At 35.7% G+C, this 15,202-nt stretch carries 15 protein-coding genes and 1 riboswitch; of the genes, 5 read left to right on the top strand and 10 right to left on the bottom strand.

Features of this window, described 5'->3' with window-relative positions; all coding sequences use genetic code 11:
• Window positions 1–78: 78 nt before the first annotated feature.
• The 4 genes from D2K40_RS06585 to D2K40_RS06570 all read right to left on the bottom strand — a co-directional run bounded on the left by D2K40_RS06585 (window position 79) and on the right by D2K40_RS06570 (window position 4,003).
• The gene (locus D2K40_RS06585; RefSeq protein WP_117154171.1) at window positions 79–903 is read right to left on the bottom strand and encodes a YihY/virulence factor BrkB family protein; all 825 of its coding nucleotides are present in this window, start codon (window positions 901–903) and stop codon (window positions 79–81) included.
• Window positions 904–923: 20 nt separating this feature from the next.
• A complete protein-coding gene (locus tag D2K40_RS06580) occupies window positions 924–1,211 on the bottom strand; it encodes a hypothetical protein (protein WP_117154169.1) in 288 nt (95 codons plus the stop codon).
• A gap of 3 nt (window positions 1,212–1,214) precedes the next feature.
• Window positions 1,215–1,688 (bottom strand): low molecular weight protein-tyrosine-phosphatase, encoded by a 474-nt coding sequence (locus D2K40_RS06575; RefSeq protein WP_117154167.1) that lies wholly within the window; start codon window positions 1,686–1,688, stop codon window positions 1,215–1,217.
• Between the two features lie 131 nt (window positions 1,689–1,819).
• On the bottom strand, window positions 1,820–4,003 hold the full coding sequence (locus D2K40_RS06570) for an EAL domain-containing protein (RefSeq protein ID WP_117154165.1): 2,184 nt from the start codon (window positions 4,001–4,003) through the stop codon (window positions 1,820–1,822).
• Window positions 4,004–4,325: 322 nt separating this feature from the next.
• Between D2K40_RS06570 and mreBH the strand changes: the two genes are divergently transcribed.
• Window positions 4,326–5,333 carry a rod-share determining protein MreBH gene (gene mreBH, locus D2K40_RS06565; protein WP_117154163.1) on the top strand — a complete coding sequence of 336 codons (1,008 nt, stop codon included), beginning with the start codon at window positions 4,326–4,328 and terminating at the stop codon, window positions 5,331–5,333.
• A 47-nt stretch (window positions 5,334–5,380) separates the two neighbouring features.
• Here the strand turns inward: mreBH and D2K40_RS06560 are convergent, their stop codons facing one another.
• The 3 genes from D2K40_RS06560 to D2K40_RS06550 form a co-directional block, all read right to left on the bottom strand.
• On the bottom strand, window positions 5,381–5,881 hold the full coding sequence (locus D2K40_RS06560; protein ID WP_117154161.1) for a PTS sugar transporter subunit IIA: 501 nt from the start codon (window positions 5,879–5,881) through the stop codon (window positions 5,381–5,383).
• Window positions 5,882–5,972: 91 nt separating this feature from the next.
• Window positions 5,973–6,188 (bottom strand): YdbC family protein, encoded by a 216-nt coding sequence (locus tag D2K40_RS06555; protein ID WP_117154159.1) that lies wholly within the window; start codon window positions 6,186–6,188, stop codon window positions 5,973–5,975.
• A gap of 42 nt (window positions 6,189–6,230) precedes the next feature.
• On the bottom strand, window positions 6,231–6,998 hold the full coding sequence (locus D2K40_RS06550) for a TIGR01457 family HAD-type hydrolase (protein ID WP_117154157.1): 768 nt from the start codon (window positions 6,996–6,998) through the stop codon (window positions 6,231–6,233).
• A 188-nt stretch (window positions 6,999–7,186) separates the two neighbouring features.
• On the opposite strand from D2K40_RS06550, the gene zwf reads away from it, so the two are divergent.
• Both zwf and D2K40_RS16365 read left to right on the top strand, forming a co-directional pair.
• Window positions 7,187–8,662 (top strand): glucose-6-phosphate dehydrogenase, encoded by a 1,476-nt coding sequence (gene zwf, locus D2K40_RS06545; protein ID WP_117154155.1) that lies wholly within the window; start codon window positions 7,187–7,189, stop codon window positions 8,660–8,662.
• 370 nt (window positions 8,663–9,032) lie between these two features.
• The gene (locus D2K40_RS16365) at window positions 9,033–9,185 is read left to right on the top strand and encodes a hypothetical protein (RefSeq protein ID WP_162879154.1); all 153 of its coding nucleotides are present in this window, start codon (window positions 9,033–9,035) and stop codon (window positions 9,183–9,185) included.
• Between the two features lie 179 nt (window positions 9,186–9,364).
• On the opposite strand, the gene gndA is transcribed toward D2K40_RS16365, so the two are convergent.
• Both gndA and D2K40_RS06535 read right to left on the bottom strand, forming a co-directional pair.
• A complete protein-coding gene (gndA, locus tag D2K40_RS06540; RefSeq protein ID WP_117154153.1) occupies window positions 9,365–10,786 on the bottom strand; it encodes an NADP-dependent phosphogluconate dehydrogenase in 1,422 nt (473 codons plus the stop codon).
• A 176-nt stretch (window positions 10,787–10,962) separates the two neighbouring features.
• A complete protein-coding gene (locus D2K40_RS06535) occupies window positions 10,963–11,700 on the bottom strand; it encodes a Cof-type HAD-IIB family hydrolase (protein ID WP_117154151.1) in 738 nt (245 codons plus the stop codon).
• Between the two features lie 720 nt (window positions 11,701–12,420).
• Window positions 12,421–12,496: riboswitch (glycine riboswitch) on the top strand.
• 118 nt (window positions 12,497–12,614) lie between these two features.
• Between D2K40_RS06535 and D2K40_RS06530 the strand changes: the two genes are divergently transcribed.
• Window positions 12,615–12,887, top strand: a complete 273-nt coding sequence (locus D2K40_RS06530; protein WP_117154149.1) for an ACT domain-containing protein — start codon at window positions 12,615–12,617, stop codon at window positions 12,885–12,887.
• Window positions 12,888–12,902: 15 nt separating this feature from the next.
• Window positions 12,903–14,264, top strand: a complete 1,362-nt coding sequence (locus D2K40_RS06525) for a PFL family protein (protein ID WP_117154147.1) — start codon at window positions 12,903–12,905, stop codon at window positions 14,262–14,264.
• Window positions 14,265–14,305: 41 nt separating this feature from the next.
• Here the strand turns inward: D2K40_RS06525 and D2K40_RS06520 are convergent, their stop codons facing one another.
• Entirely contained in the window at window positions 14,306–15,115 is an 810-nt protein-coding gene (locus D2K40_RS06520; RefSeq protein WP_117154145.1) for an RDD family protein, read from the bottom strand.
• Between the last annotated feature and the right edge of the window lie 87 nt (window positions 15,116–15,202).

Raw genomic sequence — 15,202 nt, 5'->3', positions numbered from 1 at the left:
TGCGCATTTTATATCGAATCCGAATAAGTAATAATGCTTTCGAAAAGGGCATTATGCTAAACAAAAAAGAGCTGTTTATCAGCTCTTTTTTAATTTCCACTGTTTTACTAGTGCATTAATTTCTCCACCTGTAATAATGATACTTCCAGAAATGAAAAACCAAATCATTAGAACAATTACACCACCAAGGCTACCATACGCGGCGGAATAATTACCTATTGTACTTACATAATAAGAAAAAGCCAATGAGACTAGTTGCCAACCAATTGTTGCAAATAATGCACCAAATATAGCGTCTTTTATGTGCACCCGTTTATTAGGTGCTAACATGTATAGTGCTAAAAATACAATTAAAAATACAGTTGATGATATAACCCATCTCAACATATTCCAAACTTGCAAAAATCCCTCTGATACACCAAAGAAAGAAAAAATATAGACTCCAATTATTCTTCCGAATATCGGTAACAAGAATGCAACAATAATAACAACAAGCATTGCGATTAATAATACAACAGCAATTAAGCGCGAAACGATAAATGAGCGATCCTCATCTACATCATATGCTTTGTTAAATGCTCGCATAATTGCATTTGTTCCATTTGATGCTGACCACAAAGTACCAATAATCCCGACAGATAATAACCCACCATTACGATCATTCACAATCTGCTCAATATTACGCTCAATAAGCGCAAAAGAGTCAGCAGGTATGTAATCAGACATAAAATTCATCACATTAACATTGTCAATTGGTAAATAGCCGACTAATGTTACTAAGAAAATTAAAAATGGAAATAGTGACAACAAAAAGAAATATGCTAATTGCGCAGAAAGACCTATTACATCGTCCTTCATTATCCGTTGAAATAACTGCTTACCAAATGGAATCACATGTTGCATTTTTCCCCCTCCACTTCCGTTTATTCGATTCGCCTTTTGTCCTCAACCTGTTCTATTAACCCTTCTATACTCGCAAGCATTTGAATTGTAGAATTCATCCCACTTAAAAGAGAAGCAGAAAGATGCTCATATTGATTACGTAAATCGGCAGCGAAAATAGCAGGATGATTTTTATAAAAGTTTGCTTTTACTTTTGTTTTGTTTACTAAAAGCTTAGCACCTCTTCTAGTATCGTGATCTAACAATGTTAAAGCGCCACCAATAACCGCTCCTAAAAATATACCTTTATACATTAACCCTTTTCCCATACATTACACTCCTTTTTGCTCGTTCTTAATTGTTTCCAATAAGGCTTCACATCCTCGCTCTACTAATTGATATGTATAATCAAATCTCTTAGTAAAATAAGGATCTGGCACATTTTGCTCTCTGGGACTTGGTACAAAATCCATTAATTTTGAGACCTTAGCATCACCAGCTAATGTCTGCACCTCATTCAAGTCACGTATATTTTGCTCATCCATCGCAATTATATAATCAAATGTATGGAAATCTTCTGGTGTAACCTGTCTCGCTTTCATTCCTTGATAAGAAATTCGCTTTTCATCAAGCATTTTTCTTGTCCCTTCATGTGGCGGTAAATCTACATGCCATGCACCAATACCTGCAGAATCAATTTTAAATTGATCACTTATCCCTTCTTTTTTAACTAAATCTCGAAAAATCGCTTCAGCCATCGGAGACCTACATATATTTCCCAAACAAACAAATAATACCCTTATCATATCTATATACCACCTATCACTTAGAATTACTCCCATTATACTTAAATATGATGATTTTTTAAAATTTTAAACATAAATAAAAGCCTCTCTACTATATTAAGTAGAAAGACTTTCAATATAACCTCTTAGCTTTATATTACTGGTTGAGATCCAAATAGCAATTGTTCAAGTTTATCAGGCGGAATCGGTTTACTGAAGAAATAGCCTTGATAATAATCACACTGCTGCTTTTGCAATAAGTCTAATACTTCTTGCTCTTCTACCCCTTCTGCAACAACTTTCAAACCGAATGTATGTGCAAGCTGAATCATCGCTTTAATAATTTCCGCATTGCTTGATTCAGCTAACACATTTTTTACAAAAGATTGATCTATTTTTAGAAAGTTAATTGGGAACTTTCTTAAATAACCAAACGACGAATAACCTGTACCAAAATCATCAATTGATAAAGACACTCCCATGTCCCGAAGCGCATTCATTGTTTTAATACAATCTTCTGTATTTCGCATTACACTATTCTCAGTTATCTCTAATTCCAGATAAGCAGGATCCATATTCGTTTCTTCCATTATTACAGCTACTTTATTAGCAAAATCAAAGCGCTGTAGTTCAATCGCTGATACATTGACAGCAATTCTAATTGGCTTAAACCCCTTTTCAATCCAAATAACGTGTTGATTACAAGCTTTCCGAATTACCCATTCCCCTATTTGCGTAATCAACCCACATTCTTCTGCTAATGGGATAAATTCGCTTGGTGGAATATATCCTTTTTCTTTATGATACCAACGAATAAGTGCTTCTAAACCTATTACTTCTCCTGTATGAACATTAATTTGTGGTTGATAATACAATTCAAAATCATTATGGTAGAGCGCTTTACGAATTTCTCCCTCCATCAACAAAATATCATTGTACATTTTATTCATTTTTGGAGTGTAGAATAAACGACTGTTTCGCCCATTCACTTTACAATAATGTACAGCAATACTCGCATGATTCATCAATGCTTCAGCATTAAAGCTATCTACCCCAAAAAGGCTAATTCCGATCGAAGACGTCACAAAAAACTCATGCCCTTGTAATGAGATTGGTTGTTTAATTTCACACAACATCTTCTCACTTAGCCTATCAATTTCTTCTTTGGTACCTTCTATAATTGCAACAAACTCATCTCCACCAAATCGATATAACGAGCCATTATCTTTAATAGCATTATTTAAACGTTTGGCAATCATCTGAATAACTTGATCTCCTAGAAAATCACCAAGTGTATCATTAATATGTTTCAAACGATCAATATCACAATACAACACTGCAAATGAGCTAAACTGATCAGCTTGATCAACCAGCTCTTTCATATCGTCCCTTAATTTACTACGATTAGGTAAATCCGTTAACTGGTCATGGAAAGCTAGATAACGGATTCTTTTTTCTGCATTTTCAAGTGACGTAATGTCAATGGAAGAACCGACAACTTCAATGACCTCATCATTCTCCATAATTGGCGTAAGCAAAGAATAAAGAAAAAATGAGCCATGTTGATGTTTAAATGTAGTCTCCTTTTCTTCTCCAGCAAAAACCCGATCAAATTTTTCAATAACATGTAAGTTATCAGTATTTTTAAATACAATATCTAACGGTTGATCATATGTATTTTCTGTATGTATATCTAATTTTTTTGTTAATTTACCTTCAATTAACGAAAAACGGTACTCACCAGTTTCTTTATTTTTTCGAACACGAAAGATCAAATTCATTAATTGTTGAAAAACTTTTCGATAATCATCATTCAGAGCTTCAACCAATTGCGTGTCTTCATCTTTTACATCATTAATATCTGTGCGAAATGCAGCAAATGCTACAATCCTATCTTCAACATCAACAATTGGTATTAGTTTGGTTCTATACCAAATTATTGCATTCATTTTGGTTTCTGTGCAAATATCGCCTTCCCAAATGTTCCCTTTTTGAACAGTAGACCACATATCTTCATAGAATTGTCCGTCATGCACACCTGCATGAAGTGTACGATAATGGTGAAACAATAATTCTTCTTTCATGTAACCAAGTTGTTTACAAAATTGCTCATCAATATAGATAATATAACCTGCATGGTCAATCATCATTAACCGAAACGCTTTACTAATCGCTTCATTTAATCCTCGATTACTATGCATTTTCTTTTTAAAATAATGATATAGTTCATTCGTAATTTTCTGCATTTCATCCTTAGTAGATAAGGTGTGAAACCGGTTTATTATCTGTTCAATTTCTTGATAGTCTACCAAATTGTCTACAGGGTTTATTGTCATATTTTCACCTTTAACCTCAATTTATGTGTTTCTACTTCTCAAGTATATTAAAACAATAGTAAGCCTTCAACATTATTTATGCCTTTTAATCATTATATACAATTTCAGATAGATGAAAAGGGCTTTAAGCAGATTTTTCATCTTTTACTGCAGACTAAAATCAATTTTTTGGGGGATTTTTGTTATACTTTATGGGTTTCTGTCTATTATTTGTGTTAAAATTCGAGAAATTCCATATAATAACATGTGAATTAGCCCCCATAAAATTAAATATTGTATAGAATAATTATAAGTAGAAATAAACATCATTGGAGGAAACATCATGTTTTCAAACGCAGAAATTGGAATAGATCTTGGAACAGCAAATATACTAGTTTATACAAAATCAAAAGGCATTATTTTTAATGAACCCTCTGTAGTAGCTATCGATACAACTAACAACAACGTTGTCGCTGTGGGTAAAGAAGCAAAAGAAATGATCGGAAAAACACCACGCAACATTGTACCTATTCGCCCCTTAAAAGATGGAGTTATTGCCGATTATGATATCACCGCACAAATGCTAAAAGAAGTTTTAAAGAAAGTTAGCAAAAAAGTGGGGGTCTCGATGCGAAAACCGACTGTCGTAGTGTGTACACCTTCGGGAAGTACATCGGTTGAACGTCGCGCCATCCATAACGCAGTCAAAAGTTACGGTGCAAAAGAAGTTCATATTATTGAGGAACCAATAGCAGCTGCAATTGGAGCTGACTTACCAGTAGAAGAACCAGTTGCTAATGTTATCGTCGATATTGGCGGTGGCACAAGTGAAGTGGCCATCATTTCATTCGGCGGTGTTGTCACTTGCAAATCTGTTCGTACTGGTGGTGATCGAATGGATGAAGAAATTATTCAATTTATTCGCCGCAAATTTAATATCTTAATCGGAGTGCGCACAGCAGAAGCAATTAAAATGGAAATCGGCTATGCTTTAATTGATCATGAAGAAGAATCAATGGAAGTGAGAGGACGTGACCTTGTAGCAGGGTTACCACGTGTAATAACTGTAACGTCTACACAAGTACAAGAAGCACTTCGTGAATCTTTAGAATCAATTTTAGAAACAGTACACGCTACATTAGAAAGCTGTCCCCCTGAACTAAGTGGTGACATTGTTGATCATGGTGTGACAATTACAGGTGGGGGTTCTTTGTTAAAAGGGATGCAAGAGTGGCTAGCTAGTGAAATTAACGTGCCAGTACACCTTGCACCAAATCCATTGGAATCAGTAGCAATTGGAACAGGTCGTTCCTTAAAAATGATTCACAAATTACAAAAAGCTGCGAAATAGCCACTATTTGAAAAGCTTGGGCTCATAAGTATGGCCCAAGCTTTTTCCTATTTCATATCGATCGTCATTATTACCGTTTCACCTTTAACAACACTTTGTGCCGAAGCCTCTTTTTGAACAGAAGCTACTTCATTTGTAATCACTACAGGTGAAATTAGATTAGCCTTTGCTCCTACAGTTTCCAAATCAACGGTAACCAATAGATCACCAGCAGAAACTTTGTCACCTTGTTTTACATGCGCTTCAAATCCTTCGCCATCTAAAGCCACTGTCTCCAATCCAATATGAATCAAATATTCAACGCCCGCTTCTGATTTAATACCAATTGCATGTTTTGTTGGAAACAAATTAACAACTTCACCAGTAACAGGGGCAACAAACGCTCCATTTGTCGGTTTAATCGCCACCCCGTCACCCATCATCTTTTCTGAGAAAGTGGGATCTGGCACTTCACTAAGTTCAACTAATTCTCCTGTAACTGGAGCAAGTACCTTTTCTTGCTCTATTTTTGTGTGCTCTTCTTTTTTACCAAATAATTTTTTGAACAAACGAATTACTCCTTTCAAAAATACTCGATTATACACCCTATAAACATATACCCCTTTTAAAGATAAATCATTCACCGTGTCAAAAAATAAATTACTTTTTATTTAACAAATCTCGCAAATTCTCCACTTCTTCTTTAGATAACGTAATTCCTTTTCCCATTTTTTCGTGATCTGGAGCCCAGTCCCGCAAATCATATTTCGGTTCTCGATTATTCCATGAAACAAGATTTAATTCTTTTTTCCATCCTTTTGAAGACTCTGAAATAACCCCAATCGTTTCTACAATCTCATAATTTAAACTTGCCATTTAAACATCCTCCTTAACTAACCAATATATGGATAATTCAAGTTATTCTAGCGTCCACTCCGCTAGACTTTCCATTGTATGTGTTGGCTGTATTTCAATTTTAGCAAGGTCTTCTTTTTTCGTCACACCAGAGTGTACAAGCAAAGAATCAATCCCTGCATTAATTCCGGCTAAAATATCTGTATCATAATTATCACCAATCATTACCGTTTCATCTTTTGATGTCCCCAATACCTCTAACGCTTGTTCAACAATAATCGCTTCTGGCTTACCAATAAATTTTGGTTCTACACCTGTCGTCACAGACAATACAGATATTAACGAGCCAGCCCCAGGTAAAAAACCACGCTCAGATGGCAAGGCAACATCACCATTTGTCGCCACAAATGTAGCTCCTTTTCGAATCTCTAGTGCACCAATGGCTAATTTCTCATAAGTTATGTCGCGATCTAACCCCATTACCACAAAATCAACATCTTCAGTAACAATCTCTAGCCCTTGCTCTTCTAACGCAAAATGTAACCCTTCTTCTCCTATCGCATAAACACGCGCCCCTGGTTTTAACTCCGAAATATATGTAGCTGTAGCCATGCTTGTTGTAAAGACCTGTTCTGTTGTCGCAGGAACATCCATCTCTTTTAGTTTTTCTGCAACATCTCTTGGGTGTTTCGTTGAATTATTCGTTAGAAATAAATAGGGTAATTTGCGTTTCTCTAACTCTTTTACAAATGTAATCGCCTCATCAATTTTTTCCGTGCCTTTATATACAGTCCCATCTAAATCAATCAAAAAACCTTGATAACTTTTCATAGGTACCTCCGCTAATAATTTGTTATTTTCAGAATTCATGATACTATAGTACAATAAATAAAACTTAAGAAAATTATAAACTTTTTTATTATAAAAAGTAAAATAGTTTATCGATACCTACTAACATGGTATTGTTATGAGAAGTTCATGCACTTAAAATAAAAATTAGAGAGAGGTAATTGAAGTCAATGACACTTAAAACACCTAAAGCAGTAATTGTTATTTTCGGAGCTACAGGAGATTTAGCCAATAGAAAATTATATCCTTCATTGTACAGGTTGTATCGCAATGGCAAATTATCTGATAACTTCGCCGTTATCGGTGTTGCCCGTCGACCATTAACCAATGAACAACTTCGAGATAATATCAAAAAATCAATAGCAGATTTTAATGATACACACATTGATGCTGATGAATTCGCTTCACATTTTCATTACAATCCTTTTGATGTACAGGATTTGACACACTACCAAAAACTCGACAAATTTATTGATGAATTAGATGCAAAACATCAAGCTGGCGGAAATCGCCTATTCTATTTAGCAATGGATCCTAATTTCTTTGGTTTAATTGCTGAAAACTTAAAATCTGAAGGGTTAACAGAACCAACTGGATGGACCAAACTTATAATCGAAAAACCATTTGGACATAATTATGAAACCGCTCAAAAATTAAATAATGATATTAGAAAAGCATTTACTGAAGATCAGATATATCGTATAGATCATTACCTTGGTAAACAAATGATTCAGAATATTGAAATTGTTCGTTTTGCAAACTCTTTATTTGAACCTTTGTGGAACAATCAATATATAGCAAATATCCAGGTAACATCGAGTGAGATACTTGGTGTAGAAGAACGTGGGCGTTATTATGATGGATCAGGTGCACTGAGAGATATGGTACAAAACCACATGCTACAAATGGTTTCCTTATTAGCAATGGAGCCACCTGCAAAGTTAACTCCCGATGATATCAGGTATGAAAAAGTAAAAGTATTACGCAGTTTAAAACCTATCTCTGAAGATATAGTAGATGAACATTTTGTTCGTGGTCAATACGACCGAGGTGAAATAAACCAAGAAGAACAAGATGGTTATAGAGAGAGTAATGGTGTGGATGAAAACTCTAACACCGAAACATTCGTTGCTGGTAAATTCATGATTAACAATTTCCGTTGGGCAGGGGTTCCTTTTTATATTCGTACAGGTAAACGTATGGCAAAGAAGGCAACTGAAATTGTCGTTCAATTTAAAGATTTACCAATTAATCTATATGCTGGCAAAGGGAATACAATTGATCCAAACTTACTTGTTATCCGTGTTCAACCAGACGGAGGCATTACACTCCATTTAAATGCTAAGCAAGAGGATTATGAAACAACTAGCAAACCTATCACAATGCAATATGATATGGATGGAAAAGCAATAAATAGACCGGAAGCTTATGAAGTATTGCTGAACGATTGCTTACATGGTGATTCAACAAATTTTGTTCACTGGGATGAAGTTGCACTATCATGGCAGTATATCGATGTTATTTCTGAAGCATGGAGCAAGAAATCATCAGATGAATTTCCAAACTATGCGTCTGGAACAAATGGACCAAAAGCAGCAGATGAGTTGTTAGAGAATGATGGTTTTCATTGGTGGTCAGTTAAATAAGTTTTGCGTAAAAATATTAAATGAACAGATGAAACAGCCTAATTCTTAAAGTGAATTAGGCTGTTTTTTGATCATAGTTACAGCATATTTTATATAAACTGTGCATTAAGAACTAAAACCGTTTAGTCAGTAATTAGTAACGTAAATTGCCGCTCCTCAAATGAAATTGACTCCCTTTCCGCAGGCACGGCTTCAGCTAACTCGGAAGAAAAACACTTCCAAGTGGATCTTCAGCTCGCGCTGTTCCTGCAGGAGTGTCGTCAATTTCATTTAATCCGCTAGATAGTGGCAGAAAAGCTTATTGAGCGTTAATATCTCAAATTATAATTAGATACTCTAACTAGCTTAGGAGGTAAATGGATGACACTCCTTGAAAAAACAAACCAATTTTCTGCGTGCGATGCCAATTCAAGAAGCTTTCCTTATCCTATGGGAACAGCTAATGTTTTCGATGGGGCGAGCAATTGCAGTCCCACAAGTCGAAGATCCACTCGGAGGTGTTTTTTACCTCCGAGTTAGCTGAGACTGAGCCCACGGAAAGGGAATCCATTTGCCTCCGGAGCGGGTATAAAATTCACGTCTTTATTTATTGCGCATTTTATACCAAATCCGCATATTGAAAAGCATTAACGTATACGCAAAGAGCTTTATACATAAAAAATGCATGGATTGTAATTAATCCATGCATTTTTATATTATTTATTATTTATCTAACCATTCTGTGTGGAAGGTACCTTCTTTATCTATACGTTGGTACGTGTGTGCACCAAAGTAGTCGCGTTGTGCTTGTAAAAGATTTGCTGGAAGAGTTTCTGTACGATAGCTATCATAATAAGCTAATGCACTTGCGAAACCTGGAACCGGGATACCTCTTTCCATTGCAATTGAAAGCACTTTACGAAGCGAAGACTGATAGCTTTCCACAATATTTTTAAAGTAAGGATCCAATAATAGATTTGCCAATGCTGGCTCGTTATCATATGCTTCTTTAATTTTTTGTAAGAACTGCGCACGAATAATACAGCCACCACGGAAAATCATTGCAATATCACCATAACGTAAATTCCAATCATTCTCTTCAGAAGCGGCACGCATTTGCGCAAAACCTTGTGCATAAGAAACAATCTTACTCATATACAGTGCTTTACGTATCGCTTCAACCAATTCATCTTTGTCACCTTCATATGGCATATCTTGAGCAGAAGGACCTTCTAATACTTTGCTTGCTTTAACACGTTCGTCTTTCATTGCTGAAATAAAACGAGCGAAAACTGATTCCGTAATAACAGGTAGAGGTACTCCTAAGTCTAATGAACTTTGACTTGTCCATTTACCAGTACCTTTCTGACCAGCAGTATCAAGAATCATATCAACCATTGGTTTACCAGTTTCAGCGTCTTTTTTCGTGAAGATGTCTGCTGTAATTTCAATTAAGTAACTGTCTAATTCACCTTTATTCCATTCAGCAAATACTTTGTGTAACTGATCTGCATCAAACCCTAGAATATTCTTCATCATGAAGTATGCTTCACCTATTAATTGCATATCTCCATATTCAATACCATTATGTACCATTTTCACATAATGTCCTGCGCCATTTGGTCCAATGTATGTTACACAAGGTTCACCTTCAACCTTTGCTGAAATTGCTTCAAAAATTGGTGATACAAGATCATACGCTTCTTTTTGTCCGCCTGGCATAATAGAAGGACCTTTTAACGCACCTTCTTCCCCACCTGATACACCAGTACCAATAAAGTGAATACCGGATTCATCTAATAGTTTGTTACGTCTGATTGTATCTTGATAGAATGTATTTCCGCCATCGATTAGGATATCTCCCTCATCAAGTAGAGGTTTTAATGATTCAATTGTAGCATCAGTTGCTGGCCCTGCTTGCACCATCAACATGATTTTACGAGGCTTTTCTAAAGAATCAACAAATTCTTCAATTGTTTTTGTGCCCACGAAATTTTTGCCTTTTGCTTCATTGTTTAAAAAGTCTTCCGTTTTTTTATATGTTCTATTAAATACGGATAAAGAAAACCCTCTGCTTTCAACATTTAAAGCAAGGTTCTTACCCATGACCGCTAGGCCTATAACCCCAAATTGTTGTTTTACCATCTTAAGTTCTCTCCTTTTTTTTATGAAATACTGACTCTATCATACGTTGAAATGCCCTTGTGTGCAACTATGCTGAATTAATGTGTATGACAGAAAAGCCCATTCTCTTCTATATAACTTATAACATCCAATCATAACTTGCAAATAATTTTTAGAAAAATCCCATTATTCCCACATTATTTTAATACCCAATATTCAATAGCTTCAGAAACACCATCTTCTGTGTGATGAGGCGCTACCCAGTCAGCTACTTTTTTCACTTCTTCTTGTGCATTTCCCATCGCTACACCCAAACCTGCATGTTGAATCATTTTAATATCGTTCAGACTATCACCAACCGCCATTACCTGATCCATATTGATGCCAATGCGTTCACATATTTTTTCAATGGATTGGGCTTTATTAATACCCATCGCATTTATTTCGATATTTGTCAGACTAGAGTTACTTAATTCGATTGTTGTTTCACTAGATAGTTCTTCTAAAATAGCTGCACGAATTGCGTCATCAGTCGTATCAATACCAAATTTTAACCATTCTTGATCATCAAAATTTTCAGGGATTTCATTTCGCCATACTTTTTCCGGTGAAACCAACCATGTCCAAGGAGTATATTTATCGTAGATTTCTTTATACTTTTTCACTGCTGTTTGTGCTAATGACTGACGTGCTATTAATTCCCCGTCAGTTGTCCAGATCTCTCCTCCATTAACAGTAATCATGTAATTAACACCAAGTGCTTCGGCGTAAGGTGTACATGTGACACAATGCCGTCCTGTAGCGAAAACTACCTCCACCCCTTGATCAATCGCTCGCTTAATTGCTTGTTCATTCTTTTTTGATATGTTCATCTCTGTATCCAAAACAGTTCCATCCATATCTAATGCAATCATACGTATATCAGGTTTATCCATTTTAACTACACCCCTTTTTAGTCTTCAGCTCTTATTATAAACTATATCACGAAACGCATTATTCTCTTAAAAAAAAGACTGTTATTTATGACTGAATTTATATAAACTGCACCGTAAAATTCCATGAACTCCTGAAAAATTCGAGGTTTGCTGAATAATTCTTGATTTTGCCGAATTAGGACTCACATTTGCCGAATAATTCTTGGTTTTTGCTGAATTATCGCATGTATTTGCTCGATTAGTACTGCTTGTTCGTTTTTAGTGCGATGCTTCTTCTCATATAAAGAAAAACTTGACAAAACAATATTATTATTAGATAATGTACTTTAATGCTTAGCCAAGTAATTAAATGAAACAAGTTGAAATTCTGGCATCTGCCAATGTTTTTTATAAAAGTGTATGCAGGAACCATATACAATTAGCAAGACTTATTCACACTGGATCGACTTTGGAGTCGTAAGGATGTAGGAGAGGTAGGGCTTACATCGTTTAGGTTAAAAACGTCCAGGTGGACCATACCGCGGCAATTTAATGATATATATTAGAATTAAATATTTTTACTTGTGAAAATGGCAAGGTTAAATCAGGGAGTATCTTTCAAAATGAAAGGTGCTCCCTTTCCAATTTTTCAGATTATATTGACGATCGCTCGACAAACTGGTACGATCTTTTTAAGTATTTTTTATAATTGCGGTGATTATTATGGGTAACACTATAATAGGAGCAGCTTCTGGAGAGTTCGTTTTAACGACGCCGAAGGATTCACAATCTCAGGCAGCAGGACAGAAGACATTAGACATTTCTTTATTATGTTTATTGTTATTGTCACTGAGATTGGAGAAACAACTCCAATCTTTTTTTGTATCTTTTGTTTTTAGGTTAGAAATAATTCTATATATAATGAGGTGATTTGCATGCAAAAGCGTGCCGTAGTAAGTGTAGTAGGAAAAGATCAAGTTGGGATTATTGCAAAAGTAACCAATGTATTAGCTGATAATCAGATAAATGTTCTCGATATCAGCCAGACAATTCTCCAAGATTTTTTTACAATGATGATGTTAGTAGAGGTTAAAGATGGTGAAGATATAGATGCATTACACCATCATTTTGAAGCAATTGAAAACGAATTGGGATTAACGATCAACATTCAGCTTGAAGACGTATTTCAATCAATGCATCGGATATAAAGGGAGTGGATTATAATGTCATTAGCTTTTGATGAAATTCAAGAAACAATACGCATGGTGCAAATGGAAAGTCTTGATATCCGCACAGTTACAATGGGGATTAACCTAAGAGATTGTGCTGATTCCGACTTTGAAAAAGTTAAAAAAAATGTATACGATAAGATCACTTCTTATGCAGCACAATTAAAACCCGTTGCAGAACAAGTAGAAAAAGAATATGGCATACCAATTATTAATAAGCGAATTGCTATTACACCGATTGCAGAAATATTAGGTAAAGCTACAGTTGACCAAGCAGTTGAATTAGCACAAACGTTGGATCAAGCTGCAATTAAGTTAGGTGTTGATTTTATTGGTGGTTACTCTGCTTTAGTACATAAAGGAATCAGTAAAGGAGATCAAACACTTCTCGACGCACTTCCTAAAGCACTCAGTGTTACCGAACGTGTCTGTGCTTCCATTTCTATCGCAACAACACGAACAGGCATCAATATGGATGCTGTTAAGCAAATGGGAACGATCATCAAACAAACGGCCGAATTTACTAAAGAAAATAGTAGTATTGGCTGTGCAAAGTTAGTTGTATTCTGTAATCCAGTTGAAGACAACCCATTTATGGCAGGTGCATTCCATGGCGCTGGTGAAGGAGAAGCGGTTTTAAGTGTTGGTGTAAGTGGTCCTGGTGTTGTCTTGCATGCATTAAAACGTTATCCAGATGCAGACCTTGGAGAGGTTTCAGATATTATTAAGAAAACCGCATTTAAGATCACGCGCGCTGGTGAACTATTAGGACGGGTTGTTGCGGACCGTTTAGACGTTCCTTTTGGTATTATGGATTTATCATTAGCACCAACAAATGCGATGAATGATAGTGTTGCTGAGATATTAGAAGAGATCGGTTTAGAGAGAGTCGGAACACATGGCACCATTGCTGCATTGGCATTAATGAATGATGCAGTCAAAAAAGGTGGAGCAATGGCTAGTTCCTATGTTGGTGGTTTAAGTGGCGCTTTCATTCCAGTTAGTGAAGATAACGGAATGATTCGTGGTATTGAAGATAATGCACTAAGCCTCGCAAAACTTGAAGCAATGACCTGTGTTTGTTCTGTTGGACTTGATATGATCGCACTTACTGGAGGTGTAACACCAGAAACATTATCAGCAATTATTGCTGATGAAGCAGCAATTGGTATGATTAATAAGAAAACAACTGCCGTTCGTGTCATTCCAGTTATCGGAAAAACAGAAGGCGACACAGTTGAATTTGGCGGCCTATTGGGACGCGCACCAGTAATGGGAGTCAATCCGTACAGTTCAGAAAAAATGATCAAACGAGGCGGCAGAATTCCCGCACCGTTACAAGCATTGATAAATTAACCCAGAAAACCTACCTCCATATTCTCAGGAGGTAGGTTTTTTTAAAGATCATATTCCCATTCATCTTTCACATGTAGATACAAAACAAATAATGTATTCTCCATCTCTGTTACACGGTGCTTATCAAAAGTAAGCCCCACTTTTGGTAAGAGAATAGTTGCAACACTGTTGGTTAATTGATGCTTTTCATGTAAAGGCAGTTGCTCATACCTTTGACAAAACGTTCGTAATAACTGCCAACCTTTTTGATCTAATGCTTTCAATTGCCAACTATCAAAGATTAGATCATCTTTTGTTAAACCACGAGCGGAAATAATCTTCTCGATCGAGGTTTTTTTCTTTCGCTTATGCTGTGTAATCTTTTCATGTACAACTAGTGTACCTGCAGCCAAATCACCCAACCGTTTATGCTTTGGATGAAAGAATATCATTAACATACCCACTAAATAACCAGCAGGGAGCGAATCAATTAATCGTAACAAATTACGTATAAAACTTGATAACAATGTGATCCGGTGGCCATTATCTTGAATCGTTCGAAGCCCTAGTGCTCTTTTACCAATTGTGCGACCGCCCCAGAAAAATTCAAGCACCAAAAAGTAACCACCATTTAGAACAAAAACAAGAATAATAGTGATAGCTAATAACATCTCAAAATTTGTTGCTAAAAACATATAATTTAAATCAGATTCCACTAGAAAAAATAAACCAAGAACTAAGAGTGCATTTAAAACAAACAGTACGACTTGATCAATAATTAAAGCTGCAGCTCTACTACCTAAGCCCGCAACAGAAAACTGAAGGGATACATATTCCGGTGTTTTTATATCAACTTGCTCTTCTTCAGTCATTTATTAAAGCCTCCTTCCAAGTTAAATTATTCCAAAAAACCTATTCATTTTAATGTATTAGCCGTATAATAGAAGTCATATTATTAT

The organism is Paraliobacillus quinghaiensis, from assembly GCF_003426025.1.
Classification (GTDB): domain Bacteria; phylum Bacillota; class Bacilli; order Bacillales; family Amphibacillaceae; genus Paraliobacillus_A; species Paraliobacillus_A quinghaiensis.
The sequence above is the reverse complement of the archived record's forward strand: the minus strand, read 5'-3'. Positions and strand labels throughout refer to the sequence as shown.

Coding starts and splice junctions, on each gene's coding strand:
- D2K40_RS06585 (WP_117154171.1), bottom strand. CDS start 903: ATGCAACATGTGATTCCATTTGGTAAGCAGTTATTTCAACGGATAATG.
- D2K40_RS06580 (WP_117154169.1), bottom strand. CDS start 1,211: ATGGGAAAAGGGTTAATGTATAAAGGTATATTTTTAGGAGCGGTTATT.
- D2K40_RS06575 (WP_117154167.1), bottom strand. CDS start 1,688: ATGATAAGGGTATTATTTGTTTGTTTGGGAAATATATGTAGGTCTCCG.
- D2K40_RS06570 (WP_117154165.1), bottom strand. CDS start 4,003: ATGACAATAAACCCTGTAGACAATTTGGTAGACTATCAAGAAATTGAA.
- mreBH (WP_117154163.1), top strand. CDS start 4,326: ATGTTTTCAAACGCAGAAATTGGAATAGATCTTGGAACAGCAAATATA.
- D2K40_RS06555 (WP_117154159.1), bottom strand. CDS start 6,188: ATGGCAAGTTTAAATTATGAGATTGTAGAAACGATTGGGGTTATTTCA.
- D2K40_RS06550 (WP_117154157.1), bottom strand. CDS start 6,998: ATGAAAAGTTATCAAGGTTTTTTGATTGATTTAGATGGGACTGTATAT.
- zwf (WP_117154155.1), top strand. CDS start 7,187: ATGACACTTAAAACACCTAAAGCAGTAATTGTTATTTTCGGAGCTACA.
- gndA (WP_117154153.1), bottom strand. CDS start 10,786: ATGGTAAAACAACAATTTGGGGTTATAGGCCTAGCGGTCATGGGTAAG.
- D2K40_RS06535 (WP_117154151.1), bottom strand. CDS start 11,700: ATGGATAAACCTGATATACGTATGATTGCATTAGATATGGATGGAACT.
- D2K40_RS06530 (WP_117154149.1), top strand. CDS start 12,615: ATGCAAAAGCGTGCCGTAGTAAGTGTAGTAGGAAAAGATCAAGTTGGG.
- D2K40_RS06525 (WP_117154147.1), top strand. CDS start 12,903: ATGTCATTAGCTTTTGATGAAATTCAAGAAACAATACGCATGGTGCAA.
- D2K40_RS06520 (WP_117154145.1), bottom strand. CDS start 15,115: ATGACTGAAGAAGAGCAAGTTGATATAAAAACACCGGAATATGTATCC.